The sequence below is a fragment of the Saccharopolyspora sp. NPDC050642 genome, from assembly GCF_040654735.1.
Taxonomy (GTDB): domain Bacteria; phylum Actinomycetota; class Actinomycetes; order Mycobacteriales; family Pseudonocardiaceae; genus Saccharopolyspora; species Saccharopolyspora elongata.
On the sequence record NZ_JBFAIN010000005.1, the window covers coordinates 66,100 to 93,096 of the forward strand.

24 protein-coding genes are annotated in these 26,997 nt (G+C 71.6%); 12 read left to right on the plus strand and 12 right to left on the minus strand.

The genetic code is table 11. The features are described 5' to 3' along the window. Window positions 1-22: 22 nt before the first annotated feature. The 4 genes from AB0H93_RS10830 to AB0H93_RS10845 all read left to right on the plus strand — a co-directional run bounded on the left by AB0H93_RS10830 (window position 23) and on the right by AB0H93_RS10845 (window position 3,601). Window positions 23-934, plus strand: a complete 912-nt coding sequence (locus AB0H93_RS10830; RefSeq protein ID WP_358570743.1) for an NAD(P)-dependent oxidoreductase — start codon at window positions 23-25, stop codon at window positions 932-934. Further along, entirely contained in the window at window positions 931-2,424 is a 1,494-nt protein-coding gene (gene tcuA / locus AB0H93_RS10835) for an FAD-dependent tricarballylate dehydrogenase TcuA (protein ID WP_358570746.1), read from the plus strand. The genes AB0H93_RS10830 and tcuA overlap by 4 nt, the downstream gene beginning before the upstream one ends. After that, window positions 2,417-2,794, plus strand: a complete 378-nt coding sequence (locus AB0H93_RS10840; RefSeq protein WP_358570749.1) for a hypothetical protein — start codon at window positions 2,417-2,419, stop codon at window positions 2,792-2,794. Before tcuA ends, AB0H93_RS10840 begins: the two co-directional genes overlap by 8 nt. Before the next feature lie 156 nt (window positions 2,795-2,950). Beyond that, on the plus strand, window positions 2,951-3,601 hold the full coding sequence (locus tag AB0H93_RS10845; protein ID WP_358570752.1) for a GntR family transcriptional regulator: 651 nt from the start codon (window positions 2,951-2,953) through the stop codon (window positions 3,599-3,601). A gap of 36 nt (window positions 3,602-3,637) precedes the next feature. On the opposite strand, the gene AB0H93_RS10850 is transcribed toward AB0H93_RS10845, so the two are convergent. The 9 genes from AB0H93_RS10850 to tkt all read right to left on the minus strand — a co-directional run bounded on the left by AB0H93_RS10850 (window position 3,638) and on the right by tkt (window position 16,325). Further along, complete coding sequence (locus AB0H93_RS10850) at window positions 3,638-4,852, minus strand: family 10 glycosylhydrolase (RefSeq protein ID WP_358570755.1); 1,215 nt, start codon at window positions 4,850-4,852, stop codon at window positions 3,638-3,640. A gap of 115 nt (window positions 4,853-4,967) precedes the next feature. Then, window positions 4,968-7,154 carry an NACHT domain-containing protein gene (locus tag AB0H93_RS10855; protein WP_358570758.1) on the minus strand — a complete coding sequence of 729 codons (2,187 nt, stop codon included), beginning with the start codon at window positions 7,152-7,154 and terminating at the stop codon, window positions 4,968-4,970. A gap of 142 nt (window positions 7,155-7,296) precedes the next feature. Next, on the minus strand, window positions 7,297-7,914 hold the full coding sequence (locus tag AB0H93_RS10860; RefSeq protein WP_358570761.1) for a hypothetical protein: 618 nt from the start codon (window positions 7,912-7,914) through the stop codon (window positions 7,297-7,299). 136 nt (window positions 7,915-8,050) lie between these two features. After that, entirely contained in the window at window positions 8,051-8,815 is a 765-nt protein-coding gene (gene pgl, locus AB0H93_RS10865; protein WP_358570764.1) for a 6-phosphogluconolactonase, read from the minus strand. Next, entirely contained in the window at window positions 8,812-9,780 is a 969-nt protein-coding gene (gene opcA, locus AB0H93_RS10870) for a glucose-6-phosphate dehydrogenase assembly protein OpcA (RefSeq protein WP_358570767.1), read from the minus strand. The genes pgl and opcA overlap by 4 nt, the downstream gene beginning before the upstream one ends. Next, window positions 9,777-11,312 carry a glucose-6-phosphate dehydrogenase gene (zwf, locus tag AB0H93_RS10875; protein WP_358570770.1) on the minus strand — a complete coding sequence of 512 codons (1,536 nt, stop codon included), beginning with the start codon at window positions 11,310-11,312 and terminating at the stop codon, window positions 9,777-9,779. The genes opcA and zwf overlap by 4 nt, the downstream gene beginning before the upstream one ends. Continuing rightward, entirely contained in the window at window positions 11,309-12,943 is a 1,635-nt protein-coding gene (locus AB0H93_RS10880) for a glucose-6-phosphate isomerase (RefSeq protein WP_358570772.1), read from the minus strand. Before AB0H93_RS10880 ends, zwf begins: the two co-directional genes overlap by 4 nt. A gap of 164 nt (window positions 12,944-13,107) precedes the next feature. Further along, window positions 13,108-14,214, minus strand: coding sequence for a transaldolase (gene tal / locus AB0H93_RS10885; protein ID WP_358570776.1), 1,107 nt, complete (start codon window positions 14,212-14,214; stop codon window positions 13,108-13,110). 14 nt (window positions 14,215-14,228) lie between these two features. Then, complete coding sequence (gene tkt / locus AB0H93_RS10890; protein WP_358570779.1) at window positions 14,229-16,325, minus strand: transketolase; 2,097 nt, start codon at window positions 16,323-16,325, stop codon at window positions 14,229-14,231. A 493-nt stretch (window positions 16,326-16,818) separates the two neighbouring features. Here tkt and AB0H93_RS10895 point away from each other — a divergent pair, with 493 nt between their 5' ends. After that, window positions 16,819-17,754 carry a heme o synthase gene (locus AB0H93_RS10895; RefSeq protein WP_358570782.1) on the plus strand — a complete coding sequence of 312 codons (936 nt, stop codon included), beginning with the start codon at window positions 16,819-16,821 and terminating at the stop codon, window positions 17,752-17,754. Window positions 17,755-17,892: 138 nt separating this feature from the next. On the opposite strand, the gene AB0H93_RS10900 is transcribed toward AB0H93_RS10895, so the two are convergent. Continuing rightward, window positions 17,893-18,861: a quinone oxidoreductase gene (locus AB0H93_RS10900; protein ID WP_358570785.1), complete on the minus strand. Its 969-nt coding sequence runs from the start codon at window positions 18,859-18,861 to the stop codon at window positions 17,893-17,895. 232 nt (window positions 18,862-19,093) lie between these two features. Between AB0H93_RS10900 and AB0H93_RS10905 the strand changes: the two genes are divergently transcribed. From AB0H93_RS10905 to AB0H93_RS10930, 6 genes are all read left to right on the plus strand, one after another. Next, window positions 19,094-19,414, plus strand: coding sequence for a hypothetical protein (locus tag AB0H93_RS10905; RefSeq protein WP_358570788.1), 321 nt, complete (start codon window positions 19,094-19,096; stop codon window positions 19,412-19,414). A 110-nt stretch (window positions 19,415-19,524) separates the two neighbouring features. Continuing rightward, window positions 19,525-20,019, plus strand: coding sequence for a transcriptional regulator (locus AB0H93_RS10910; RefSeq protein WP_132491546.1), 495 nt, complete (start codon window positions 19,525-19,527; stop codon window positions 20,017-20,019). A gap of 109 nt (window positions 20,020-20,128) precedes the next feature. Further along, on the plus strand, window positions 20,129-21,031 hold the full coding sequence (locus AB0H93_RS10915; RefSeq protein ID WP_358570791.1) for an ABC transporter ATP-binding protein: 903 nt from the start codon (window positions 20,129-20,131) through the stop codon (window positions 21,029-21,031). A 1-nt stretch (window position 21,032) separates the two neighbouring features. Then, on the plus strand, window positions 21,033-21,791 hold the full coding sequence (locus tag AB0H93_RS10920; protein ID WP_358570793.1) for an ABC transporter permease: 759 nt from the start codon (window positions 21,033-21,035) through the stop codon (window positions 21,789-21,791). Window positions 21,792-21,799: 8 nt separating this feature from the next. Beyond that, window positions 21,800-23,038 (plus strand): sensor histidine kinase, encoded by a 1,239-nt coding sequence (locus AB0H93_RS10925; protein ID WP_358570796.1) that lies wholly within the window; start codon window positions 21,800-21,802, stop codon window positions 23,036-23,038. Further along, window positions 23,031-23,663 carry a response regulator transcription factor gene (locus tag AB0H93_RS10930; RefSeq protein WP_358570800.1) on the plus strand — a complete coding sequence of 211 codons (633 nt, stop codon included), beginning with the start codon at window positions 23,031-23,033 and terminating at the stop codon, window positions 23,661-23,663. The genes AB0H93_RS10925 and AB0H93_RS10930 overlap by 8 nt, the downstream gene beginning before the upstream one ends. Before the next feature lie 83 nt (window positions 23,664-23,746). Here AB0H93_RS10930 and AB0H93_RS10935 read toward each other — a convergent pair whose 3' ends face one another. Further along, a complete protein-coding gene (locus tag AB0H93_RS10935; protein WP_358570802.1) occupies window positions 23,747-24,736 on the minus strand; it encodes a LacI family DNA-binding transcriptional regulator in 990 nt (329 codons plus the stop codon). Window positions 24,737-24,846: 110 nt separating this feature from the next. Between AB0H93_RS10935 and AB0H93_RS10940 the strand changes: the two genes are divergently transcribed. Next, entirely contained in the window at window positions 24,847-26,043 is a 1,197-nt protein-coding gene (locus AB0H93_RS10940) for an MFS transporter (RefSeq protein WP_358570805.1), read from the plus strand. Here AB0H93_RS10940 and AB0H93_RS10945 read toward each other — a convergent pair. Continuing rightward, window positions 26,033-26,995: a COX15/CtaA family protein gene (locus tag AB0H93_RS10945; RefSeq protein WP_358570808.1), complete on the minus strand. Its 963-nt coding sequence runs from the start codon at window positions 26,993-26,995 to the stop codon at window positions 26,033-26,035. The genes AB0H93_RS10940 and AB0H93_RS10945 overlap by 11 nt on opposite strands. Window positions 26,996-26,997 lie beyond the last annotated feature (2 nt).

Consider the following 26,997-nt stretch of genomic DNA (forward strand, 5'->3'; position numbering starts at 1 on the left):
GCAACCGGAAAGGAGTACATCGGTGAGTGACACCGTCTCGTTGTGCGGCCTGGGGAACATGGGTGGCGCCGTCGCCGGTCGCCTCGCCGCGCACGGCCCGCTGCGCGTGTTCGACCTCGATCCGGGGCGGGTCGCCCAGGTCGCCGAGCACCCGCAGGTCACCGCCGCAGGCGCGGTGGCCGAGCTGGCCGAGTCCGGCGTCGTGGTGCTTTCCCTGCCCGCGCCGAAGGTTTCGCTGCAGGTGATCGCCGAGCTGGCGCCGCGGATGCGGGCCGGCAGCGTGATCGTGGAGACCAGCACGGTCAATCCGGCCGACATGGCCGAGGAGCTGAAGATCTGCGCTGCGCACGGCATCGGCATCGTGGACGCCGCGATCCTGTCCGGGGTGTCGCAGATGGCCGGTGGCACCGCGACGCTGCTGGTCGGCGGCGAGGAGTCCGATGTGGACAAGGTGGCCGACGTGCTGGCGGCGATCAGCGCGACCATCACCAGGTTCGGGCCGGTGGGCAGCGGCATGGCCGCGAAGGTGATCAACAACGCGGTGGCGCACGCGGTGATGGTGGTGCTCGCCGAGGCCGGTGCGCTGGGCGCGGCCACCGGGGTGTCCGGCTCGGCGCTGGCCGCGCTGCTGTCCGGCCCCGAGGCCGGGCTGACCCGCCCGCTGACGCACCGCTTCGTGGAGCGGATCCTGCGCGGCGAGTACGACGGCGGCATGCCGACCGAGGCCGCCCGCAAGGACTCCGCCCTGGCGTTGGCCATGGCCCAGGACACCGGGGTGCCGTTGTTCGGCATCCAGGGCGCGCACACCGTCTACGAGCTCGGCGTCTCGGAAGGGCTCGGCCGGCTCGACTACGCCTCGATCGCCACGCTCTGGGAGCGCTGGACCGGGCGCCCCATGACCGAAACCTCGAACGACAAGGGAGACGAAGAATGAGCAAGCCGGAGACCGACCGGTTCGACGTCGTGGTGGTCGGCGGCGGCAACGCCGGGTTCTCCGCCGCGCACTCGGCCGTGGAGCAGGGCGCGAAGGTGCTGCTGCTGGAGAAGGCGCCGGAAGACGCCGCCGGCGGCAACTCCTTCTACACCGCCGGCGCGTTCCGGTTCGCCTTCGACGGCCTCGACGACGTCGCCGACCTGCTCGAACCCGACGAGCGGCACGCCGATTCCGTGGTGCCCGCCTACCCGGAGAGCGCCTTCGAGGACGACATGCGCCGGGTCACCGACGGCAAGTGCGACCCGGTGCTGACCAAGATCCTGGTCTCCCGCTCCGCCGATGCCGTGCGCTGGCTGGCGGGAAAGGGCATCCAGTGGCGGCTGATGTACGAGCGCCAGGCCTACCTGTCCGACGGCAAGTGGGTGTTCTCCGGCGGCCTGTTCGTCGGCACCGTCGACGGCGGCAAGGGGCTCATCGCCCAGCACACCAAGGCCGCGCTGGAAGAGGGCGTGGAGATCCGCTACGACGCGGAGGTCACGGCGCTGCACCTCTCCGACGCGGCCGGGCGAGGCGTCACCTATCGCGATTCCACCGGCGCCGAGCACCGGATCAGGGCCCGTGCGGTGGTGTTGTCGGCCGGTGGCTTCGAATCCGACCCCGAGCGCCGCGCCGAGCACCTCGGCGAGGGCTGGGACCGCGCGCTGGTGCGCGGCACGCCGACCAACACCGGTGACGTGCTCGACCTCGCGCTGGCCGCCGGCGCCGCCCCGCACGGCGACTGGGGTTCCTGCCACAGCGTGGCGTGGGACGCCGACGGCAGCCCGACCGGCGGCAACCGGGAGCTGACCAACCAGCTGACCCGGCAGAGCTATCCGATCGGAATCGTGGTCAACATCGAGGGCGAGCGGTTCGTCGACGAGGGCGCGGACTTCCGCAACTACACCTACGCCAAGTACGGGCGGGAGATCCTGCGCCAGCCGCAGGGCCGGGCGTTCCAGCTGTTCGACGCCAAGACCCGCCCGCTGCTGCGCAAGGAGGAGTACGACTCGCGGCCGATCGCGGGCGCGCAGGCCGGCTCGCTGGCCGAACTCGCGGACGAGCTGGGCATCGACGTCGACGGCTTGCGGCGCACCGTGGCGGAGTTCAACGCATCCATTGTGGACAAGCAGTTCGACCCGGCGGTCAAGGACGGGCGCGCCGCGCAGGTCCAGCCGCCGAAGTCCAACTGGGCGCAGGCCCTGGACACCGCCCCGTACTACGGCTACGCCGTGGGCTGCGGGATCACCTTCACCTTCGGCGGGGTGCACGTGGACGAATCCGCCCAGGTGCTGGACACCGAGGGGCAGCCGATCGACGGGCTGTACGCCGCCGGTGAGATGGTCGGCGGGTTGTTCTCCGGCAACTACCCGGGCGGCAGCGGCCTGACCTCGGGCGCGGTGTTCGGCCGGCTGGCCGGCGCCGGTGCTGCGAAGCCGGTGCGCAATGGCTGAGGACTTCCAGGTCTACGCGATCCGGTTCGCGCACCGGGACGCATCGGTGCGCGGCGAGCACTTCTACGGCCACGACCCGTGCGCCCTGGACGCCTGGCCGATCTCCTACTATGTCGGACTCCCACGCCGCGCTCGTCGACGCCGGGTTCACGCCGGGAACGTCGTGCTGGCGGCCGATGCGTCGCACTTCTGCGAGAACGTCGAGCAGGAGAAGCCCTACGGGGTCCTGCCGTCGATGTACGACGCGTTCGACACCTTGCACGCGTTGGCATCCGGCCCGGAGCTGATCGTGCCTGGCCACGATCCGCAGGTGCTGCAACGGTTCCCGGCGGTGCCCGGCCTGGAAGGACTCGCCGTCCGCATCGCCTAGGGACGCAATGCATACCGAGGTATACTTTTCGTTCGGCGCTCGGGCGTCGCGCCTTCGACCGGGTCGCCCGGCGCGAAGGCGCCACGCACCGGGCCGAACGTAGTCGTGAGTGGTCGTTCCGGTAAGAGCCGGGGTCGGCGCTCACGAGGTGATTTCGTGGCAGAAGGAGTGACGACGCTGTCCGAGGTGTACGACCGGCTGCGCGGCGAGATCGTCGACGGCACCTTCGAGACCGGTGCCCAGCTGGTGGAGCTGGCCCTGGCGGAGCGGTACGGCACCAGCCGCACGCCGGTGCGCGAGGCGCTGCGCCGCCTGGAACAGGACGGACTGGTCGAGCGGGGCGACCGCGGCATGCGGGTCCGCACCCGAAGCCCGGAGGAGATCCTCGAGATCTACGAGGTCCGGATCTCCCTGGAGGCCACCGCGGCATCAGCGGCCGCCCAGCGGCACAGCGAGTTCGACCTGATCCGCATCCGCCGCGCCCAGGCGGCGATGGACGGCACCTCGACCGACGACCCGGCGGCGATGGCGGCGGCCAACCGGGCGGTGCACGAAGCGATCTGGGTGGCCAGTCACAACGGCACCATCGTCGATCTGCTGACCCGCCTGAACAACCACCTGACCCGCTACCCGGCGACCACCCTCAAGGTCCAGGGCCGCTGGGCAGAGGCCCTCGACGAACACCGGGCCCTGATCGACGCGATCGAACAACGCGACGCGGCCCGGGCCCACGACCTGGCCCGGGACCACATGACCAAGGCGCGCGATCTCCGCCTCCAGATCTACCGCGAAGACCCCACCGCCTGACCGGGTGCCCGCCGCTGTTCCGGCGGGGATGGCGGCTCACCGGTCCGAGTAGTGCTCCTTGACGACGCGCGCCATGGCTTCGGCGGCGTTGGTGGTCAGCGACTTCGCGCTGAAGTAGATGTCGCCCTTGACGCCGCGGTAGCGGCTGTTGAGCGCCAGGTGGGCGGAGAGCTCGCCGGGATCGGTCCAGCCCTCCTTGCCGACCCGGTAGGCGGCCTGGCCGATGTAGAGGTCCACGCCGGTGCCCGAGACCGTCTTGGACCACCACGGGATCAGGGCGGCGTAGTCGGCGGCCGGGTGGCCGATCTGCCAGTAGACCTGCGGGGCGATGTAGTCGACCCAGCCCTCCCGCACCCACTTGCGGGTGTCGGCGTAGATCGCCGAGTACGACTCCAGGCCCTTGGTGTCCGAGCCCGCAGGGTCGCTGGACGCGTTGCGCCAGATGCCGAACGGGCTGACGCCGAACTTCGCGTCCGGCTTGGCCCGGTGCACCCGGGCGTCGAGGTCCGCCACCAGCTGGTCGACGTTGTGCCGGCGCCAGTCCTCGATGTCGTCGAAGTCCTTGCCGTGCTCGGCGAAGGTCTTCTCGTCCGGGACCTGCTGGCCCTTGACGGGGTAGGGGTAGAAGTAGTCGTCCAGGTGCACGCCGTCGACGTCGTAGTTCTCGATCGCGTGCATGATCGCGCGGGTCACGAACTCGCGGGCCGCCGGCACGCCCGGGTCGTAGTAGAGCTTGCCGCCGTAGGCGAAGGTCCACTCCGGGTGCTTGCGGGCCGGGTGCTCCGGGACGAGCGCCTGCGGGTCGTCGGTCATGCTGATCCGGTACGGGTTGAACCAGGCGTGGAACTGCAGGCCGCGCTGGTGCGCCTCGTCGACCATGAACCGCAGCGGGTCGTAGCCCGGGTCGCGGCCCTGCTGCCCGGTCAACCAGTGCGACCACGGCTCGTGCGGCGACGGCCAGAACGCGTCGGCGGTCGGCCGCACCTGGACGAACACGGCGTTCAGCTTGTTCGCGACGGCCTGGTCGAGCAGCTTCCGGTACTCGTCCTGCTGCTGCGCGGCGGACAGCCCCGGTTTGCTCGGCCAGTCGATGTTCTCCACCCCGGCGATCCACATCCCGCGCATCGCGGTGGTCGGCTCCTTCGCGGCCGCCCCGCTGGTCCCGAAGAGCCCGAGCAGGATCGCCACCAACCCCAGCGCCAGCCCCATCACGTCCGCCCGGATCCGACGCAACCCTTGCGTGCGGGTCATCCCAGCTCACCTCGCCGCTGATCGACAACTGCGCGCCACAGCGTACGACCAACGACGCGGAAATGGCGAGGAACACCCATATCGCCCGATCCGGGCCGATCCCGGCCGGATCGGGTCACGCCGCCTGGCGGGAGCGGTTCCCGGCCAGTTCCCGGGCCCGTTGCTCGGCTCGGGCCCCGAGCAGGGCCGGATCGCATTCGGCGAGGTGGTCGCGCACCAGCAGGTGCACGAACCGCCACTCGCCGTCCGACCGGCTCAGCAGGCTCCGGTCCGCGGCGTGCGAGAGGAAGTCGCGCCGCCTGGGCGGCAGGTAGCCGGTGAAGCGGAACACCAGCAGGCCGAGCAGCGATGCTCCTGGACCGTCTTCCCAGGCGAGGAGCCCGCAGCCGCCGATCACCAACCCAACGGCGAACCCGAGGAACCGGGAGTCGGGCGGTGCGCCCACGGCGATGCCCGGCAACACGGCGACGAGCGCTCCCGCGACCACGCAGAGCACGTTCTGCTTGGTGAAGCCCCAGTTCCTCGGCGCGGCCCTGGTCAGCCGGGAGATGCAGAACTGGTCCGTGCCCAAGACCATCGCTCCGATGAAGGCGCTGCCCGCCAGGCCGATCATCCAGCCGGCCACCAGTTCTTCGGTCGGGCCGATCCACAGCACCAGCCCCAGGGCCGCGAGACCGGACGCGAGCCCGACCAACCACGCGGTGACGGCTTCCGCCACGTGGTAAACCGATGCGGTGAGACCGGCGCTGACGGCGGCGCCCGCGGCGACGATGGCGGCGCACACCGGTGCGGGGACATCGGCGAGGATCCAGCGTACCGCCAGTACGAGACCGATCGTGCCCGCCCCGGCCGTCAGGCCGACGACCACTGCGGAGCGGACGGTCTTTGCCAGGTGCGGCAACGGCCGCGCACGGGCGGGCGCGAGCGCATCGTTGCTGGTCATGGCTGTCGCCACCGCCGCGGCGCACGCGGTGACCGCGCCCGCGAACAGGCCGAACCGCACCACTGCGGCGAGCACGATCGGTGCGGTGAAAGCCCCCAGGGCCACCGGTGTGAAAACGCCCGTGACCGCCACGGTGACGTCGAGCGGGACGCACTTGTACCAGTCGAGGTGGGACAGGAACCGGATCCGCAACGTCGCGTTCCCGCGGTAGGAGTCCCGGGCCAGCATCGCCAGGAACCACAACGCGCGGATGGTCTCCCGGGGTGTGTAGCGGGACGGCGGGGTGACCCGGCGCGCCAGCACCTCGCAGACGTAGGCGTCGAACAGCTCCCGGCGGGCGGTGGTCGTGTCCTCGGCCCGCAGCTGCTCGCCGTCGGCTCCCTGCACGGCCAGCGCCATGATGTTGAGCATCAGCGGGGAGTCCAGCAGTTCCCACAGCTCCGGGTCGCTGGTCAGCATCGACCGGACGCCGCTGAGTCCCCGCCCGGTGCCCTCGAAGTACTCCGCCAGCCGGTCGCGGGTCAGCGGCTGGATGCGCACCGCGCCGTGCAGGCTGAGCCGTTCGGGCAGCCTGTCGTACTCGCCCAGGCGGCTGCACACCGCGATCTGCGGCACGAACACCTTCTGCGGCAAGGAGTTCAGCTCGCGGACGCACTCCTCGCGGTGCTCCGGGGCCACCTCGTCGAGACCGTCGAGCAACAACGCCAGCTTTCCCGCGGCAAGCCAGGCTTCGGTGACCGCGTGCGGAATGGTGTACCTGCGCCGCAGTTCGTCGCGCAGCCACTGGACGAAATCGTTCGGCCCGCGCTTCTTGTCGTCGGTGCCGGGCCATCCCGAGAGGTCGACCAGCACGGGGATCGGCTGCTCCGGGTCCCGGCGGGCGCGTCCGACCAGTGCGTGAGCCAGCTCCAGCAGCAGCGTGGTCTTGCCCGCGCCGGGGTCGCCGAGGACGAGCATGGACTGGTGGAGCTCGTCGAAGACCTCGGAGATCGGCGCGTTCGACGCGATGGCCTTCTCGGCACCGCCGACGGGTTGCACCGTCAGGGACTGCGGGCGGATGACCGCGTCCGGCCGTTCGTCGAGGTCCAGTTCGATCCGCGCTTTGGCGGCGAGCGACTGCGAGAACCGCTGGTCGACGTAGCGCTCGACGCGGTCCAGCGCGTTCGGCCGGTTGCGCGGGTGATCGACGGGGCGGCTGGTGATGGCCGACTGCTGGCGCGCCAGCATCTCCCACAACCCGACCACCACGGAAACGGCCCACAGCACACCGATGACCGGCCAGGTCCAGCCGGTGTACGGCGCGAGGAACGCCGGCGCGCTGCCACCGGTGCCGATGTTGATCGCGGTCGGCAACAGCACGGCGCTGACGGAAATCCCCAGCACGAATGCGCAGACGCGAAGAAGTCGACCTCGTGCACGGCGCATAACGCGGAAGATTACCCAGCGCCCGCAGCGGATTGTTCCCGCTCACGCGGATTGGAACGATCTCGAGCCGGTGCGTTCAGGGCAGGCAGCGCAGCCGGCCGCCGGTGAAGTGGGCGAATGCCCGGTCGATCTGTTCGAGGGGCTGCCGGAGCGGGCGGACTCCGAACCACAGGCCGCGGACGCCGAGCGTCTTCTTGCGCAGTGCGCGCTGGACGTCGGGATGGTCCAGCCCCACAACGCCCGGCGTCGCGGCTGCGCTGGGCGCGAGTTCCAGCGCGAGCACCGGTTGGCCGAGCCGTCGTTTGAGGTGGATCCCGGCGATCGCGGGCCAGGGGAGGAAGACGGCCGGTGCCGCCTCGTTGCTGCAGTGCAGTCCCGCGGCCGAGAACCGCATCGCCACCGCGGGAATCCCGGCTCGCTGCCACGTCTCCTGCAGGCGTCGCACCGCGGTGAACTGGCGTCCGGCGTCGAGCGCGAGGAACAGGCCGGGCAACGCGATCAGCAGCATCATCGGCCAGTTGTCGGGAAGCGCCAGGGCGCTGCCGCCGCCGAGCCCGATGATGAGCCCGGCGGCGATCGACGACGTCCAAGCGGAGGTGCGCCGCGACCGCAGGATGAGCTTGCGTCCCTGGGCGACCGTCCGGGCATCGATCTCGACGACGAACTCCGGGACCACATCTCGTTCCTGGTGCACCGGCCCAGTCTGAACCAGCGGGACCGCCCGCGGAACCGGAACGATCAACTGCCCCGCCACCAGATGTGCGACCAGCGGAACGAGTGAAGGGCACCTCCGAGCAACTCGTGCTCGGGGTGCCCTTCGCCTCGGGAGATCAGCCTCCGGTCGGGACGGCCGACGCCGCGGTCGGGTCCAGCAGCCACAGGGTCCGGTCCCGGCCGCGGGCTCCCGCCGCCGGGATGTCCACCGGCTTCGCCCCGCCCAGCGCCGCCGCCACCGGCTCGGCCTTCGCCTCGCCCGTGGTCATCAGCCAGACCTCCGTAGCAGCCCGGATCGCCGGGAGCGTCAGGGAGATCCGGGTCGGCGGCGGCTTCGGGCAGTCGTGCACGCCCACCACCGTCCGCTCGGCCTCCCGCACGTACGGCGTGTCCGGGAACAGCGACGCCGTGTGCCCCTCCTCGCCGACGCCCAGCAGCAGGACGTCGAAGTGCGGCACCGCGATGTCGGTCGCCCGCGACGCCGTGGTCGCGAGCACCTCCGCGTAGTGCGCCGCCGCCGCGTCGGCGTCCGGGCCGAACTTGCCGTCCGACGGCGCCATCGCGTGCACCCGCTCCGGGGCGACCGGGACGTGGTCGAGCAGGGCGTGGCGGGCCTGGGTCTCGTTGCGGTCCGGGTCGCCGTCCGGCAGGAACCGCTCGTCGCCCCAGTACACGTCCACGTTCGCCCAGTCCACCGCGTCCCTGGCGGGGGAGCGGTTGACCTGTTCGAGCACGCCGATGCCCGTCCGGCCACCGGTGAGCACCACCGACGCCACGCCGTGCGCGGCCTGCGCGTCGACGATCCTGGTGATCAGCCGGGCCGCCGCCGCGGCGGCCAGCAGCTCGCCGGTGGCGTGCACGACCACTTCCGGTCGGCTCATGAACCGGCCTCTGCCGACTCGGCGGCCTCCGCCGCCGGTTCCTCCTCGCCGCGCACGATCTTGTCCAGGCCCTGCAGGGTGGCCTCGTAGATCTCGTCCGGGTCGAGGCGGCGCAGCTCCTCGGTGAGGCAGTCACGCACCTCGCGGCGGTGCAGCGACACCCGCCGGTCCGGCTGGCCCGGCTGGGTCAGCGTCCCGACCTTGCCGTCCGGGCGGACGATCTCCACGTTGCCCGACGGGCGCTCCAGCACCGCCGAGACGATGCCCGGCCCGCGCGGGTGCTCCACCCGGCGAACCGGGATGCCCAGGTAGCTGGCCAGCCACGCGGCCAGCAGGTCGGTCGACGGCGAGTCCGCCGCGCCGGTGACCGTGGCGGCCGTGACCGCGTCGTGCGGCGGCAGGTCCAGCGCCGCCGCCAGCACCGCGCGCCACGAGGTCAGCCGGGTCCAAGCCAGATCCGTGTCACCGTCCGCATAGGACTCGACGCGCTTCTGCAGCGAGGCGATCGGGTCGCCGTCGGCCGCCGCGTCGGTGATCCGCCGGTGCGACAGCGCGCCGATCGGGTCCTTCGCGGGGCTTTCCGGCGCGTCCGTGGGCCACCAGGCGACCACCGGGGCGTCCGGCAGCAGCAACGGCACCACCGAGCCCGCGCCCTCGTCGGCCAGCGGCCCGTACAGCCGCAGCACGATGACCTCCGACGCCCCCGCGTCGCCGCCGACGCGGATCTGGGCGTCCAGCCGCGGCGCGGCCTGCCGCGCCCCGCTGGCCACCACGATCACCCGGCACGGGTGCTCCCGGCTGGCGTCGTTGGCGGCCTGGATGGCCTTCTCCACCTCGGTGCCGTCGCCGGTGACGATCACCAGCGTCAGCACCCGGCCCAGCGCGACCGCACCACCGGACTCGCGCAGTTCGACCAGCTTCTTGTTGACCTGCGAAGTGGTGGTGGACGGCAGATCGATGATCACGGTCGCCTCCAGACGCGTCCGGTTCGGGCCAGCATCGCGTCCGCCGACGGCGGACCCCACGTCCCGGCCTTGTACGGCTGGGGCTTGCCGCGGGCGGCCCAGTGCTCGAGCACCGGGTCCAGGATCTGCCAGGACAGTTCGACTTCCTCGTTCACCGGGAACAGCGACGGCTCGCCGAGCAGCACGTCCAGGATCAGCCGCTCGTAGGCCTCCGGCGAGGACTCGGTGAACGCGTGCCCGTAACCGAAGTCCATGGTCACGTCGCGCACCTCCATCGAGGTGCCCGGCACCTTCGCGCCGAAGCGCATCGTGATGCCCTCGTCCGGCTGCACCCGGATCACCAGGGCGTTCTCCCCGAGCTCCTCGGTCATCGTGCTGTCGAACGGCAGGTGCGGGGCCCGCTTGAAGACCACCGCGATCTCGGTGACCCGGCGGCCCAGCCGCTTGCCGGTGCGCAGGTAGAACGGCACCCCGGCCCACCGCCGGCTCTCCACCTCGAGGGTGATCGCCGCGTAGGTCTCGGTGATCGAGTCGGACGCGAAACCGCCCTCCTCGTGCAGGCCCGGCACCAGCGAACCGCCCTGCCAGCCGCCGGTGTACTGGCCGCGGGCGGTGGTCTCGTCGAACGGGCCGACCGGCTTGGTCGCCGACAGCACCTTGACCTTCTCCGCGCGCAGGTCCTGCGGCGAGAAGGAGACCGGCTCCTCCATCGCGGTGAACGCCAGCAGCTGCAGCAGGTGGTTCTGGATCACGTCGCGCGCCGCGCCGATGCCGTCGTAGTAGCCGGCGCGCCCGCCCAGGCCGATGTCCTCGGCCATGGTGATCTGCACGTGGTCCACGTAGTGCGCGTTCCAGATCGGCTCGAACAGCTGGTTCGCGAAGCGCAGCGCCAGGATGTTCTGCACCGTCTCCTTGCCGAGGTAGTGGTCGATGCGGAACACCGACTCCTCGGGGAACACCTCGTTGACGATGCCGTTGAGGTGCCGCGCGCTCTCCAGGTCGTGGCCGAACGGCTTCTCGATGACCACCCGCCGCCAGCTCTCGTCGGTCGGCTCGGTCAGCCCGGACCGCGACAGCTGCTTGAGCACCGTCGGGAACGCCGACGGCGGCACCGACAGGTAGAACGCGTGGTTGCCGCCGGTGCCCCGGTCGGCGTCGAGTTCCTTGACCGTGGCGGCGAGCCGGTCGAACGCGGCGTCGTCGTCGAACGAGCCGGGCACGAACCGGATGCCCTCCGCCAGCCGGTCCCAGACGTTCTGGTGGAACGGGGTCCGCGCGTGCTCCTTGACCGCGTCGTAGACGACCTGGCCGAAGTCCTGGTCGGCCCAGTCGCGGCGGGCGAAGCCGGTCAGCGCGAAGCCCGGCGGCAGCAGGCCGCGGTTGGCGAGGTCGTAGATCGCCGGCATCAGCTTCTTGCGGGAGAGGTCACCGGTCACGCCGAAGATCGTCAGCCCGCACGGGCCGGCGATCCTGGGCAGCCGCTTGTCCCGCGGGTCGCGCAGCGGGTTGTGCCACTGTTCGCTTTGAGTCACGCCCGGTCCTCCAAGGAGCGCAGGTCCTGCACGGCCTTGACCAGCTCGACGAGCCCGGCCGCCCGGTCGGTGAGGTGCAGGCGCAGCACCGGCCGGCCCCGGTCGGCGAGCACCTGCCCGTCGCCGAGCGCCTGGGCGCGCTGCAGCCCGGCCAGGGTGTACGGCCGGTCCGGCACCTCCAGGTCCTCTTCGGCGGCACCGGTGATCTGCAGGAACACGCCGTTCTGGTGGCCGCCCTTGTGGTACTGGCCGGTGGAGTGCAGGAACCGCGGGCCCCAGCCGAAGGTCGTCTGCAGCCCGGTGCGGCGCGCCAGCTCCGGCCGCAGCACCGCGGTCGAGGCGTCGTCGAGTCGGTCCAGGTACGCCTGCACCGAAAGGTAGCCGCGCTCCGGCGCGGTGGCCAGGAACGCCCGCAGCGCCTCGGCCACGGTGCCGACGCCTGCGGTCAGCCAGTCGCCGGAGGCGTGCACCTCGACCGAGCCGTCGACCAGCGCCGGGGTCGCGGCCGGGCCACCGGCCGGGCCGTCCAGCAGCGCCCGCGCGGCCTTCTTCGCGGCCTCCACGTCCGGCTGGTCGAACGGGTCGATGCCCAGCAGCCGGCCGGCCACCGCGGTCGCGAACTCCCACAGCAGGAACATGCCGCCCAGCGGGCCGGTGGTGCTGATCCGCGCGCCGTCGACGGCCGGCCCGACGGCCACGGTCGTCGCGTCCGGACCGGCGTCGGCGAAGCCGGGGGCCTCGGTGTTCTCCACGACCACCGGCAGCAGGCCGGTGCCGTTCTTGCCGGTGGACTCGGCGATCAGCTGCTCGACCCAGTCGCCGAAGCCCTTGATGCCCGATCCGGTGTCGGCGAACACGACCTTCTCGGCGCCCTTGGCGTGCGCGGCGCTCAGCGCCGCGGCCAGCTGCAACGCCGGGTTGCCGGTGTCATCGGCGCTCAGCCGCCCGAACGCGGCGGCCGCGTCGTCCAGCAGCGCGGCGACGTCGGCACCGGCCAGTCCGGCGGGCACCAGGCCGAAGGCGGTCAGCGCCGAGTAGCGGCCGCCCACGTGCGGGTCGGCGGTGAAGACCTTGCGGTAGCCCGCCTCGCGCGCCGCCGACTCCATCGGCGAACCGGGGTCGGTGACCACGATGATGCGGGTCACAGGATCGATTCCGTTTTGCGTGAAAGCCCGCTCGAAGATCCGGCGGTGGCTGTCGGTCTCGACGGTCGTGCCCGACTTCGAGGAGACCACCAGCACGGTCCGGTCGAGATCACCGGCCAGCGCGTCGGCGACCTGCCCGGGGTCGGTGGTGTCCAGCACGACCAGCGGCACGCCGGCGGTCGCGGTGATCACCTCCGGAGCCAGCGACGAGCCACCCATCCCGGCCAGCACGATGCGGTCCAGGCCCTCGGCGTGCAGTTCGGCGCGCAGCGCGTCGATCTCGGCGAGCAGCGGACGCGAGCTCTCGTGCAGCGTCGTCCAGGACAGCCGGATGGATGCCTCGCTCTCCGCGTCCGGGCCCCACAGCGTGGCGTCCTGGGCGGCGAGCTTGCCGGCAACCGCATCGGCGGCCAACTGCTCGACCAGCGGTCGGGCCTCGGCCGCTAGCGCCACATCGCGAATGTCGACGGAGGTTTCGGTTGCCATGTAGTTCCTTCAGCGCTCGATTTAGTTGGACTCGAACCCCAGTTCGACCTGCGTCTCCGGAGTTCGATCTTGGAAGCCAACTTCGTGCGACCACAGTGTCGCCGATCCGGGCCGGTGCGGCAGATGCGCACCGGCCCGGAATTCCCGGAGACTTCGGCTGTTCGTTACTCGGACTGGGCCAGCTGCTGGCTGACGGTCTCCAGCAGTTCGGTCCAGGACTTCTCGAACTTCTCGACGCCCTCGCTCTCCAGCACCGCGAAGACGTCGTCGAGGTCGATGCCGATCTTCGCGAGGTCGTCGAAGACCTGCTGCGAGGCGGCGGCCGTGCCGGTGACCAGGTCGCCGCGCACGTCGGCGTGGTCGGCGGTGGCCTTCAGGGTCGCCTCCGGCATGGTGTTCACCGTGTTCGGCGCGACCAGCTCGTCCACGTAGCGCGTGTCGGAGTAGGACGGGTCCTTCACACCGGTGGACGCCCACAGCGGACGCTGCGCCTTGGCGCCGTCGGCCTCCAGCGCCTTCCAGCGCTCGGAGGAGAAGACCTCCAGGTAGGCCGCGTAGGCCAGCCGGGCGTTGGCGATCGCCGCCTTGCCGCGCAGCTCCTCGCCACCCTCGATCTTCGCCAGCCGCTTGTCGATCTCGGTGTCCACCCGGGACACGAAGAACGACGCGACCGAGGCGATCTGGCTGACGTCGTGGCCGTTGGCCTTGGCCTGCTCCAGGCCGGCCAGGAAGGCGTCCATCACGTCGCGGTAGCGCTGCACCGAGAAGATCAGCGTGACGTTGACGCTGATGCCCTCGGCGAGCACGCGGGTGATCGCGGGCAGGCCCGCCAGGGTGGCCGGGATCTTGACCATCAGGTTCGGCCGGTCCACGGCCTTCCACAGGTCGATGGCCTCGGCCACGGTGCGGTCGGTGTCGTGCGCCAGCCGCGGGTCGACCTCCAGGGAGACCCGGCCGTCGACGCGGCCGGTCGACTCGTAGACGTTGCGGAAGATGTCCGCCGCGTCCCGGACGTCGGCGGTGGTCAGCTCGCGCACCGTGTCGTCGACGCTCGCGCCGCGGGCCGCCAGCTCGCGCACCTTCTCGTTGTAGTCGGCGGCGTTGGACAGCGCGTTGGCGAAGATCGTCGGGTTGCTCGTGACGCCGACGACCGCCTGGTCGGTGATGAGCTCGGCCAGGTTGCCCGAGGAGATCCGCTGGCGCGACAGGTCGTCCAGCCAGATCGAGACCCCGGCCTCGCTGAGCGCCTTGAGGTTCGGGTTGGTGGTCACAGGAATTCCTCCGCTCACGCCTGCTCGGCGTTGCTCAGGCTGCGCCGGGCCGCCGCGACAACGGCGTCGACGGTGATGCCGAACTCGTTGTAAAGGGTCTTGTAGTCGGCCGAGGCGCCGAAGTGCTCGAGGGACACCGACTCGCCGGCGTCCCCGACGAACCGGTACCACGGCAGCGCGATGCCGGCCTCGACGGAGACGCGGGCCTTGACCGCCTTCGGCAGCACCGACTCGCGGTAGGCCTCGTCCTGGGCGTCGAACCACTCGACGCACGGCACGGACACCACACGAGTGGCAACGCCGTCGGCCTCCAGGATCTTCCTGGCCTCGACGGCCAGCTGGACCTCGGAGCCGGTGGCGATCAGGATCGCCTCGGGCTTGCCGTTGCCGGCCTCGGCCAGCACGTAGGCGCCCTTGGCGACGCCGTCGGCGTCCACGCCCTCCAGCGTCGGCACGCCCTGGCGGGTCAGCGCCAGCCCGGCCGGGCCGCTCGGGTCCTCCAGGATCGCCTTCCACGAGGCCGCGGTCTCGTTGGCGTCCGCCGGGCGGACCAGCGAGAAGCCGGGGATCGCACGCAGCGAGGCGACGTGCTCGATCGGCTGGTGCGTCGGGCCGTCCTCGCCGAGGCCGATCGAGTCGTGCGTCCACACGAAGATGACCGGGGTCTTCATCAGCGCGGCCAGCCGGACCGCCGGGCGCATGTAGTCGCTGAACACCAGGAAGGTGCCGCCGTAGGGGCGGGTGCCGCCGTGCAGCGCGATGCCGTTGAGGATCGCGCCCATCGCGTGCTCGCGGATGCCGAAGTGCAGCGTCCGGCCGTACGGGTTGGCGTTCCAGGTGCTGGTGGAGATCGACTCCGGGCCGAACGAGGCGGCGCCCTTCATCGTGGTGTTGTTGCTCTCCGCCAGGTCGGCCGAGCCTCCCCACAGCTCCGGCAGCACGTCGGCCAGCGCGTTGAGGACCTCGCCGGAGGCCTTGCGGGTGGCGATGCCCTTGCCGTCGGCCTCCCAGGTCGGGAGCTTCTCCTGCCAGCCGGCGGGCAGCTCGCGGGTGCTCAGCCGGTCCAGCAGCGCCTTGCGCTCCGGGTTGGCCGAGGCCCACTTGTCGAAGGCGACCTGCCACTCGGCGCGGGCGGCCTTGCCGCGGGCCACGACCTCGCGGGCGTGGGTCAGCACCTCGGCGTCGACCTGGAACGACTGCTCCGGGTCGAAGCCCAGCGCCTGCTTGACCCCGGCGACCTCGTCGGCACCCAGCGCGGCGCCGTGCGCCTTGCCGGTGTTCATCTTGGTCGGGGCTGGGAAGCCGATCACCGTGCGCAGCACGATCAGCGTCGGGCGGGAGGTCTCGGCCTTGGCCGACTCGATGGCCTCCAGCAGGCCCTTGACGTCCTCGCCGCCGTGCACCACCAGGACCTGCCAGCCGTAGGACTCGTACCGCTTGGCGGTGTCCTCGGACAGCGCGATGCGGGTGTCGTCCTCGATGGAGATCTCGTTGGCGTCGTAGATCACCGTGAGGTTGCCCAGCTGCTGGGTACCGGCCAGCGACGACGCCTCGGAGGTGATGCCCTCCTCGATGTCGCCGTCGGAGGCGATCACGTAGACGTGGTGGTCGAACGGGCTCTCACCCGCGGCGGCCTCCGGGTCGTACAGGCCGCGCTCGCGGCGGGCGGCCATCGCCATGCCGACCGCGGTGGCCAGGCCCTGGCCCAGCGGACCGGTGGTGGTCTCGACGCCGTCGGTGTGCCCGTACTCGGGGTGGCCCGGGGTCTTCGAACCCCACTTGCGCAGCGCCTTCAGGTCGTCCAGCTCCAGGCCGTAGCCGGCCAGGAACAGCTGCACGTACAGCGTCAGGCTCGAGTGCCCGGCCGACAGCACGAACCGGTCGCGGCCGATCCAGTTCGGGTCGGTGGGGTCGTGGCGCATGACGCGCTGGAACAGCGCGTAGGCGGCGGGCGCCAGGCTCATCGCGGTGCCCGGGTGGCCGCTGCCGCAGTTCTCCACCGCGTCGGCGGCCAGCACGCGGGCGGTGTCCACCGCGCGCTGGTCCAGCTCGGTCCAGTCTTCGGGCAGGTGCTTGGTGGTCAAGCGGGCAAGGTCGTCGGTGACGGACACGGACGCAGCTCCAAGTTTCCTTCGGCGGTTTTCGTATGTGACGGCGAATGCGGTGCTGGACCGATTCGAACCGCGGTTATCCCTCGTCCGACGGGCAGCCTAGTCGTGTCCGATCAGCCACGTGCCGACCCGTCTGGATTGATGTCCACCGCTCGCGGGGAGCGGCGGCGGTCGGCGCCCGGCACTGCGCCTGGGAGACCACGGTTGCGCCATCCGGGTGATGTCGGAGACTCGGCTGCCGCCTGCCCGTGCCCTGCGGTTTTGCGCTGAGGGGCGACCCGTTCCCGATCGCGGCGGGAACACGGCCAGGATACCGGGGAAGGGGCGTGACCAGGGCCACCGGTCCGTTCGCGGCCCCTCGGGCGCGACCCGCGCGAGGGCGGCTTCAGTAGCGCGCCTACTATTCGAGGTCGGTCCATTTCCGGGGTGCCCGGGTTGGTCCAGGTCGTCCGAATCGCCTTAGGAGTGCCATGCCGTCGGTGAGCGCAGCGTCGTGACCACCGTCGTCGACGCCCCCCGGACGCAGCGCGCCCGGCGGCCCGCTGAGCTGCTGAAAGCCTATGCCGGGCTGATCAAGCCGCGGGTCATCGAGCTGCTGCTGGTGACCACCATCCCGGCGATGCTGCTGGCCGCGCGGGGCATCCCGTCGCCCTGGCTGGTGATCGCCACGCTGATCGGCGGCACCATGGCGGCGGGCAGCGCGAACGCGCTGAACTGCGTCGCCGACGCCGATATCGACCAGGTGATGAAGCGCACGCGGGCGCGCCCGCTGGTGCGGCACACGGTGTCCAACCGGCACGCGCTGATCTTCGGGATCGTGCTCGGCGTCGCGTCCTTCGGCTGGCTGTGGGCGACGACGAACCTGCTGGCCGCGTCGCTGGCCGTCGGCACCATCCTGTTCTACGTCTTCGTCTACACGCTGGTGCTCAAGCGGCGCACCGCGCAGAACATCGTCTGGGGCGGCGCCGCGGGCTGCATGCCGGTGGTGATCGGCTGGGCCGGGGTGACCGGCGGGGTGGACTGGCCGGCGCTGGTGATGTTCGGCGTGATCTTCTTCTGGACGCCGCCGCACACCTGGTCGCTGGCGATGAAGTACAAGGACGACTACGAGCGCGCCGGCGTCCCGATGCTGCCGGTGGTGGCCGCGCCGACGTACGTGTCGCGGCAGATCGTGATCTACACCTGGCTGATGGTGGCCTGGACGCTGCTGCTGGTCCCGGCGACCGGCTGGCTCTACGCGGCGTTCGCGGTCCTGGCGGGCGCGTGGTTCATCCTCCTGGCGCACCGGCTGCACGCCGCGACCAAGCGCGGCGAGAAGACCAAGCCGATGAAGCTGTTCCACATGTCGAACACGTACCTGATGATCGTGTGCGTGGCCCTCGCGGTGGACTCGGCGCTGAGCCTCCCGGTCCTCGGCTGGCCCTTCTGACAAGAGCTCGTGCGCACTTCGGGCCGCTATGGCAGCCCGAAGTGCGCACGAGCTCTTTGTCTTCTCTGAAGCGGCGCAGCCGCTCAGCCCACCCCCGCGACCCGCACCGCCACTCGGAACGAGTCCGGGAACAGGCGGTCAGGGCAGGAGGAGGAGTTTTCCGGTGGTCCGGCGGCCTTCCAGGTCTTCGTGCGCCCGGCGGGCGTCCGGCAGCGGGTAGGTGCCGCCGATGCGGATCTTCAGGGTGCCGGCGGCGATCCAGGCGAACAGCTCCTCTGCCCGCCAGTCCAGCTCCTCGCGGGTCAGGATGTGGTGCGCCAGGCTCGGGCGGGTCAGGAACACCGAGCCCGCCGCGTTCAGCCGCTGCGGGTCCACCGGCGGCACCGGGCCGCTGGACGCGCCGAACAGCGCCAGCATGCCGCGCGGCCGCAGGCTGGCCAGGCTCGCGTCGAAGGTGGTCTTGCCGACGCCGTCGTAGACCACGTCCACGCCGCGCCCGTCGGTGAGGTCCGCGACCTCCTCGGCCACGTCCTCCTCGGTGTAGCGGATGATCTCGTCGGCCCCCGCCTCTCGCGCCAGCTCCGCCTTCTCCGCCGTGGACACGGTGCCGATCACGTTGGCGCCGCGCGACTTGATCAGCTGCGTCAGCAGCAGGCCCATCCCGCCGGCCGCGGCGTGCACCAGGGCGGTCTCGCCGGTGCCCACCGGGTAGGTGGAGGTGATCAGGTAGTGCGCGGTCAGCCCCTGCAGGAGCGCCGCGGCCGCAGTTTGGTCGTCCACCCCGTCCGGCACCCGCACCGCCTTGTCGGCGGGCACCAGCGCCTGCTCGGCGTAGGCGCCCGGCGCCATCGCCCAGGCGACCCGGTCGCCGACGCCGAAGCCGGTCACGTCGGGGCCCGCCGCGACGACCTTGCCCGCGCCCTCCGAGCCGGGCGTGAACGGCAGCTGCATCGAGTAGATCCCGCTGCGCTGGTAGGTGTCGATGAAGTTGACCCCGGCCGCGGCCACCTCGACCAGCAGCTGGCCGGACTGCGGGTCGGACAGCTCGGCTTCGCCGTACTCCAGGACCTCCGGCCCGCCGTTGGCCGCCACCCGAATCGCACGCATGCTCGCTCCTTCGCCTGTTGTCGTTCGACGGGTGCAACTCCGCACTCCGACCCGATCTTCCCCGAAGGAAGGTTTCCAAACTCATCTTGCACGGCGAGGAAGAAGACCGAACCATCCTTCCCCGGAAACCGGCCGGCAGCCGAAATCATCCCCGGCGGGCCCGTTGATCGCGCGGGTGTCGTGCGCAACGTGGCAGCCCTCCAAGGGGTGAAACGTGTTTAGGATTCCGGGCATGACGGCTGCTGAGAAGGACACCGAACAGACCACCGCACCGTCGCCGAAGGCGATCGCCGCGGCCAAGGCGTTCGTCGCCGCGCACGGCGGGTCCGCGCGCGCGGTGGTGGAGAACCTGGGGCGGGCCGGTGCCCGGGTCGTGCTGGTCGGCGAGGACGGGCTGCTCGGCGACGTGATGGTGCCCGACGTGGCGGCGGGGGAGGCCCTCGTCGAAGCCGTCGACGGGCTGTCGTCGCACGAGTGGGACGGCGAGACGGTCGCGGCGCTGAAGATCGGCCCCGCGCACCGGCGGAAGATGGCGGGTCCGCGCGCCCGGTGACGTTCGCCCGGCACTGACGTCCCGCGACACACCGGTGGTCGATGCTGGCCGAAATCTTCGCTGTGGTCTATTTTTTCAGCGATGACTAAAGTCGATCACTTGGAGTCGTCGTGTCCGACTACTTGCAGCGCACCGACCGGCCAGCCATGTCGGAGTGGATCGAGCAGATGGCCGCGCACTTCGAGGCCAGCGAGGGCATGCCGCTGATCGCCGGCCGCATCCTGGCGTTCCTGCTGGTCTGCGACCCGCCGGAGCGCACCGCCGCGGAGCTGTCCCACGCGCTGGCCGCGAGCACGGGTTCGATCAGCACCAACGTCCGGCTGCTGATGCGGCTCGGGGTGATCTCCAAGACCACGCGGCAGGGCCGCGAAGCGGCGCTGTACCAGGTGGAGGAGGACCGCTGGCCGGCGCTGGTGCGCCAGCGCATGGAGCGCGTGACCGCGCTCGAAGCGCTCACCGCGGAGGGGCTGCGGATGTTCAGCGGCCAGGGCGAGCGGGCCCGCCGCCTGCGCACGGTGAACGAGTTCTACCAGTGGCTGTCCGGCGAGATGCCGGAGCTCTGGCGCCGCTGGGAGCGCGAGGGCAAGCCCAAGCTGCGCTTCTGACCACCGCTCCGCCGGGGCGCGGGGGATGGCGGCATCGGCCGATCGGCTGATGCCGGTTCGAGCGAGCCGGGCGATGTCCGGCGGAGCGCCGTCCCGCGAGACTCTCGGCATGGCGATCATCGAAGTCGACGGGCTGTGCAAGTCCTACGGCGGAAGACCCGTCGTGGACGGCGTGGACTTCACCGTCGAAGCGGGCGAGATCTTCGGGATCCTCGGCCCCAACGGCGCGGGCAAGACGACCACCGTCGAATGCATCGAAGGCCTGCGCACGCCCGATGCCGGGAAGGTGCGGGTCGCCGGTCTCGACCCGGCGGCCGACCGGGACCGGCTCACCCGGATCCTGGGCGCGCAGCTGCAGGAATCCCAGCTGCAACCCAAGATCACCGCGCGCGAGGCGCTGGAGCTCTACGCCGCCTTCTACCCGCGACCCGCGGACTGGCGGGGCCTCGCGGAGCGGCTCGGGATCACCGCGCAGCTGAAGACCCGCTTCGACGCGCTCTCCGGCGGCCAGCAGCAGCGGCTGTTCATCGCGCTGGCCCTGATCGGCAATCCCGAGATCGTGGTGCTCGACGAGCTCACCACCGGACTGGACCCAAGGGCCCGCCGGGACACCTGGCGGCTGATCGAGGAGGTGCGCGCGGGCGGCGTGACGGTCGTGCTGGTCACCCACTTCATGGAGGAGGCCCAGCGGCTGTGCGACCGGGTCGCGGTGATCGACCGCGGCAGGGTGGTGGCCCTCGACGCGCCGGCCGGGCTCGTCGGCCGGGCCGCCGCGTCGACCGTCATCTCCTTCGCGCCCTCGGGGCGGCTCGACGAGACCGAGCTGGCTTCGCTGCCGGACGTGGCGTCGGTGCGGCGCGAGGGCCATCGGCTGGTCATCAGCGGCACCGACGAGACGGTCAACGCGGTGCTCACGCTGCTGGCCCGGCAGGGCGTCACCGCCCGCGAGCTGCGCGTCACCGACACGACGCTGGACGAGGCCTTCCTCGACCTGACCGGGAGGGAGGCCTGACATGGCGGCATCGGCATCCGTCGCGGTGCTCAAGGCCGAGGCCCGGTTGTTCGCCCGCGAGCCGGGGAACCTGTTCTGGATCGTGCTGTCGCCCACCGTGCTGCTGACGATCCTCGGCCTGATCCCGGCGTTCCGGGAGGCCGATCCCGACCTCGGCGGCCGGCGCGTCATCGACCTCTACGTCCCGGTGGTGGTGCTGACGGCCATGATCATGGCCGGTGTCCAGGCCATGCCGCCGGTGCTCTCCGGCTACCGGGAGCGCGGCATCCTCCGTCGCATGTCGACCACGCCGGTGCGGCCGAACGCGCTGCTGGCCGCGCAGATCGGCCTGCACGGTGCTGGCGTGCTTTGCTCGGCGGTGCTGGCGATCACCGTCGGCCGCGTCGCCTTCGGCGTCGCGCTGCCCGACCGGTTCGCCGCCTACGCGTTGATCTTGTTCCTCGCCATGCTCAGCGCGCTCGCGCTGGGCGCGGCGTTGTCCGCCGTGGCGCGGAGTTCGAAGGCCGCGGCGGCGCTCGGTTCGGTAGCGTTCTTCTCGATGATGTTCACCGCTGGGGTGTGGATTCCGGTTCCGGTCATGCCGGAACTCCTGCAACGGATCGTCTCGTTCACGCCGCTGGGGGCGGCGTCGCTGGCGCTCGGCGAGGCGGCCGGGGGCAGCTGGCCGAACTGGCTGCACCTGGTGGTCCTGGTGGTGTGGATCAGGGTTCTCGTCGGTGCCGCCGTGCGCTGGTTCCGCTGGGAACAGCCGGGACGGTGAAGCGGGGCATGACGACGGTCGAGCAGCGGGAGGATTGGGCCGTCCGCTGGGGTCCTTACGCGCTGCTGGGCGTCGCCACGCTGGTTTCGGCGTTCGCGGCGGATGCGGTGATGACGAGCGCGGAGATGGAGGTCGCGGCCGCACTGGTCCTGGTGTCGCTCGTCTGGCAGCTGTGCTGGGAGCGCATCCGGCCGGGCGTGCCCGAGCACGGGGTGCACGGGCAGGTCTACTTCGCCGTGCGGTGGGCGCTCGCGTTCGTGCTCACCTGGCTCAACCCGTTCTTCGCGCTCTACGCGCTGCAAGGCTACTTCGACGCCAGGCAGCTGCTGTCGCCACGCACGGCGAACGCCGGGTTCGTGGCCACCGCGGTCACGATGGCCGGTTCGCAGTCCGGCGGGCTGCCGCCGCAGAGCCCGATGAACTGGTTCGCATTCGTCGCGTTGTTCGCGATCAACGCCGGGTTGGTGCTCTTGTTCGTGCGGCTGGAGGTGCAGCGGGACGACAACGTCAGGGCCAGGGCGCTCACGATCGACGAGCTTCAGCGGGCCAACGCCCAGTTGCGGCAGGCGCACGAGGAGAACGCGGGTCTGCACGCGCAGCTCCTGGTGCAGGCGAGGGAAGCGGGTGTCAGCGACGAGCGCCGGCGGCTGGCGGCCGAGATCCACGACACCATCGCGCAGAGCCTGGCCGGGATCGTCACGCAGCTGCAGGCGGCCGCGGACAGCGAGGACCCGGCGGTGGCTCGCGGCCACGTCGAGCGGGCCGCGGTCCTGGCGCGCCACGGTCTCGGCGAAGCTCGTCGGTCGGTGCAGGATCTCGGGCCCAGCGCGTTGGAGCACGACGCGCTGCCCGTGGCGCTGCACAAGACGGTCGAGGAATGGTCGGCCACCGCCGGTGTGCGGGCCGAGTTCACCGTGACCGGCGACGTCGAGGCCCTGCACGAGGAGATCGAGGCGACCTTGCTGCGCATCGCCCAGGAGGCGCTGGCCAACGCGGGGCGGCACGCCCGCGCGACCCGGGTCGGCGTGACCCTGTCGTACATGGACGACGAGGTGAGCGTCGACGTGCGCGACGACGGCCGCGGCTTCGATCCGCACCGCGTCGACGCCCGGGAGCGCGCGGGCGGCTTCGGGCTGGGCGGGATGCGCGCCCGCGCGGAGCGGGTGGCGGGGACCTTCGAGATCGAGTCCGAGCCCGGGTGCGGGACGGCGGTTTCGGCGCGCGTACCTTTGGTGCGCCATGCCTGACCGCGCCATCACGCTGCTGATCGTCGACGACCATCCGGTCGTGCGCGACGGGTTGCGCGGGATGTTCGATTCGGTGGCCGACATCGAGGTCCTCGGCGAGGCATCGGACGGGCCGTCGGCAGTCGCGCTGGCCGCGGAGCTGGATCCCGACGTGGTCCTGATGGATCTGCGGATGCCCGGTGGCGGCGGGGTGGCGGCGATCGCCGAGCTGGTCCGGCGCGGTCAGCGCTGCAAGGTGCTCGTGCTGACCACTTACGACACGGATTCCGACACCCTCGCGGCGATCGAGGCCGGCGCCACCGGCTACCTGCTCAAGGATGCGATGCGCGACGAGCTGTTCGCCGCGGTCCGGGCGGCGGCCGCGGGCCGGACGGTGCTCTCGCCGGCCGTGGCCTCGCGGCTGGTGTCCCGGGTGCGGTCGCCGGGCGAGCAGCCGTTGAGCGCGCGCGAGCGCGAGGTCCTGGGGCTGGTGGCCAAGGGGAGGTCGAATCGCGAGATCGCGGCGGACCTGTTCGTCAGCGAGGCGACGGTCAAGACCCACCTCACCCACCTCTACGGCAAGCTGGAGGTCAACGACCGGGCCGCCGCGGTAGCCGCGGCCTACGACCGCGGCATCCTCGGCTGACCGACGGACTTCTCGCGCGGTGAACGAGTTCTGCCGGTGTCGTCCGGCGGGGAGCGCGAGGTGCGTTTCTGATTCCCGCGCTGCTAGGCCGATTCCCGGATGACGAGTTCGGGGACCAGCTCGACGCTCGCCGTTTCGTCCTGCCGCGCGAGCAGGCGTTCCACCTCGTCGACCGCGAGGCTTCCCAGGCGTCGCTTGTCGATGTGCAGCGTGGTCAGGGGCGGCGTGATCAACTCGCCCAGCGCCAGGCCGTCGAAACCCAGCACCGCGCAGTCCTGCGGAACGCGAAGCCCGCGCGCGTGCAGGGCGCGCACGACCCCCACCGCGGTCAGGTCGTTGAACGCGAAGATCGCGGTCGAACCGGGTCGGCGGTCCAGCAGCCGGTGCGTCGCCCGCTCGGCGTCCGGGATGGACTGCTCGGCCTGCTCGATCGCGTCGGCGGGGAGTTCGATCCCGTTCTCCCCGAGGGCTTGCACGAAGGACCGCCGCCGCTGGTGGCGGTCGCAGCTGGTGGAGCAGTCGATCATGCCGAGGGCGCGGTGCCCGCAGTCCAGCAGGTGCCGCACGCCGGCCCGCACGCCCGCGTCGACGTCCACGGTGACGGCACCGCGGCGCGGCGCCTCGTCCTCGGCGTCGAGCAGCACGACGGGGATGTCCACGTCCAGCTCGGCGGGCGTCCGGTCGAGGTGGTTGAAGTAGCCGACCAGGGCGTCCACCTCGGCGGCGAACGACCTGAGCAGGTCGGCCTCGTCGGCCGGTCCCGCGCTGCTGACGACGTTCACCTGCCAGCCGCGGGTCGCGGCCGAGTCGATCAGCCCGGCCATGACCTCGGGGAAGAAGGGGTTGGTCAGGTCCGGGATGACCAGGCCGATGGTGCTCGGGCGCGGCTTGACCAGGGCCCGCGCGTGCCTGCTCGGCCGGTATCCGAGCCGCTCGGCGGCCGCGAGTACCCGGCGCTTGGTCTCCGGGTCGATGTCCGGCTTGTCGTTGATCGCGCGGGAAACGGTCTGGTACGACACCCGGGCGGCGCGCGCGACGTCCTTGATCGTGGGTCTGCGAACCGGGGCCGCCATCGGTCCATCTCACCACACCGGCGTGCGCCGGAGAAGCGCGCGGCCTTGACGCCGGCATGTCGTCGCGGCATCCTCGTGAACGTTCACGTGAACGGTCACGGGAGGCAGCGTTGCGCAATGCGAAGGACGCCGCGCCGCGATTGTTCAGCGGCGTGGGAATCGTCGGGGCGTTCGCGGGTTTCGTCCTGATCGGTGCGCTCCAGGCGCTTTACGGCCCCGCGATCCCGGCGGTGCGCGCCGCGCACGGAGTTTCGCCGGCCGTGGCCGGACTGGCGCTGAGCGCCCACTTCGTCGGCGGCCTGCTCGGCGTGATGGCGTTCCACCTGGCCTGCGGCCGGGTCGGCAACCGAGTCCTCCTCGGCTGGTCCTACGTGGCGATGGCGGTGGGCGCCGCCGTGTTCGCGGCGGCGCCGCAGTGGCCGGTCGCGCTCCTGGGCGCGTTCGTCGCCGGGCTCGGGTACGGCGCGATCGACTACGGGCTCAACTACCTGTTCGCGATCGGGTTCGGCGCGCGCAGCCCGGCCATGCTGAACCTGCTCAACGCGTTCTTCGGGGTCGGGTCGATCCTCGCCCCGGCGGTGCTGGCGCAGCTGGGTCCGGACGGCTATACCCGCGTCTTCTTCGTCTTCGCGCTCGCGTCGGCGGCGGTCGTGGTGCTGGTCCGCGGCGTGCGCGAGCAGCGGGGCGGGAGCGGCCCGGCCGAGGCCGTGGACCGGGGCGCGCACCTGCGCAGCCGCGGCATCGCCATAACCGTCGCGTTCATCGTTCTGTACGTGCTCAACATGGGCGTCGAGTCCGGGGCCGGCGGGTGGGAGCCGACGCACCTGACGTCCGTCGGCTACACCGTCGGCGCGGCGACGACCGCCACCGCCGTGTACTGGCTCATGATGACGGTCGGCCGGTTCCTCGTGGCGCCGCTGACGCTCCGCTGGTCGGAGCAGGCCATTCTCACCGGGAGTTGCGTGGGCATGGCGGTCTGCCTCGCGCTGGCGGTCGTCCCGCCGCTCGCCCCGTTCGCCTACGCCGGTCTCGGCCTGTTCATCGCGCCGGTCTTCCCGACCGGCCTGCCGTGGCTGTACCGGCTGGTGCCCGATGCGCGCCGTGCCGGGGCGTACGTGATCGCGGCTTCGATGCTGGGCGGCGTCGCGTTCCCGCCCTTGCTCGGCATCGGCATCGAACGCGCCTCCGCCACATCGGTTCCGATCGTCCTGTTCGGACTCAACGCCCTGTGCCTGGTGGCGATCTGGTGGGTGCTGCGCCGGTCCCGCTCGACGGCGGGCACGCAGGAGACCGCGGTCAGGCGGTGACGGATTCCTTGGCGGTGGCCTCGGTCGCCGGCTGCGGCAGCGGACCGCGGTAGCGGGCCTCGCACCAGAGCATGGCGGTCACGATGATCACCAGCGTCGCCGCCAGCATGTGCAGCACGACCATCGCCTCGGGCACGCCGAGGTAGTACTGCACGGAGCCGATCCCGCCCTGCACCAGGACGAGCACGCACGCGGTGCCGTAGGTCTTCAGCAGGGCCTTGGTCGGGCGGGCGCTGCGCAGCCACACGCCGAAGATCGCGAGCAGCAGCACGTACGCCATCACCAGCAGACCGTGGGCCTGGACCAGGGTCGGCACCGGGATGTCGAGCCGCGGGGTGTCCGGGTCGCCGGCGTGCGGGCCGGCGGCGGTGACCAGGGTGCCGAGGACCAGCACCGCCGCGGTGACCACGACGAGGGCGGCCAGCAGCTTGCGCATCGGCGGCGGGACCACGCCGACCGGCGGGCGGTCGCCCTCGGTGGTCGCCTTGACCAGGATCGTGGCCAGCCAGATGAGCACCGCCGAGGCCATGAAGTGGATCGACACGCTCCACCAGGCCAGGTTGACGCGCACCGTGATGCCGCCGATGACCGCCTGCGCGACCACGCCCAGCGGCATGATCAGCGCGAGCCCGACCAGCCGCTTCCGGTAGGGCAGGCAGCGCCACGCGGCCAGCAGGCAGGCCAGCGCGATGAACCCGATCACGCCGGTCAGCAGCCGGTTGCCGAACTCGATCACCTGGTGCAGGGTCGCGACCTCGGGGTGCTCGACGGGCACCATGCTGCCCGGGAAGCACTGCGGCCAGGTGGGGCAGCCGAGCCCGGAGCCGGTCACCCGGACGATCACGCCGGTCACCGAGATCAGCGCCTGCGTCACCAGCACGGCGATGGCCAGCGCGCGCACGACGCGCGGCGACGGGCGGGAGATCCGGGAAGTCAGAGAGGCCGTTGGCACGA

What these genes read in the sequence shown, in the direction of transcription:
- tcuA (WP_358570746.1), top strand. Translation starts at nt 931, where the DNA reads ATGAGCAAGCCGGAGACCGACCGGTTCGACGTCGTGGTGGTCGGCGGC.
- AB0H93_RS10840 (WP_358570749.1), top strand. Translation starts at nt 2,417, where the DNA reads ATGGCTGAGGACTTCCAGGTCTACGCGATCCGGTTCGCGCACCGGGAC.
- AB0H93_RS10850 (WP_358570755.1), bottom strand. Translation starts at nt 4,852, where the DNA reads ATGACCCGCACGCAAGGGTTGCGTCGGATCCGGGCGGACGTGATGGGG.
- pgl (WP_358570764.1), bottom strand. Translation starts at nt 8,815, where the DNA reads ATGAGCCGACCGGAAGTGGTCGTGCACGCCACCGGCGAGCTGCTGGCC.
- AB0H93_RS10880 (WP_358570772.1), bottom strand. Translation starts at nt 12,943, where the DNA reads ATGGCAACCGAAACCTCCGTCGACATTCGCGATGTGGCGCTAGCGGCC.
- AB0H93_RS10900 (WP_358570785.1), bottom strand. Translation starts at nt 18,861, where the DNA reads ATGCGTGCGATTCGGGTGGCGGCCAACGGCGGGCCGGAGGTCCTGGAG.
- AB0H93_RS10905 (WP_358570788.1), top strand. Translation starts at nt 19,094, where the DNA reads ATGACGGCTGCTGAGAAGGACACCGAACAGACCACCGCACCGTCGCCG.
- AB0H93_RS10915 (WP_358570791.1), top strand. Translation starts at nt 20,129, where the DNA reads ATGGCGATCATCGAAGTCGACGGGCTGTGCAAGTCCTACGGCGGAAGA.
- AB0H93_RS10920 (WP_358570793.1), top strand. Translation starts at nt 21,033, where the DNA reads ATGGCGGCATCGGCATCCGTCGCGGTGCTCAAGGCCGAGGCCCGGTTG.
- AB0H93_RS10925 (WP_358570796.1), top strand. Translation starts at nt 21,800, where the DNA reads ATGACGACGGTCGAGCAGCGGGAGGATTGGGCCGTCCGCTGGGGTCCT.
- AB0H93_RS10930 (WP_358570800.1), top strand. Translation starts at nt 23,031, where the DNA reads ATGCCTGACCGCGCCATCACGCTGCTGATCGTCGACGACCATCCGGTC.
- AB0H93_RS10935 (WP_358570802.1), bottom strand. Translation starts at nt 24,736, where the DNA reads ATGGCGGCCCCGGTTCGCAGACCCACGATCAAGGACGTCGCGCGCGCC.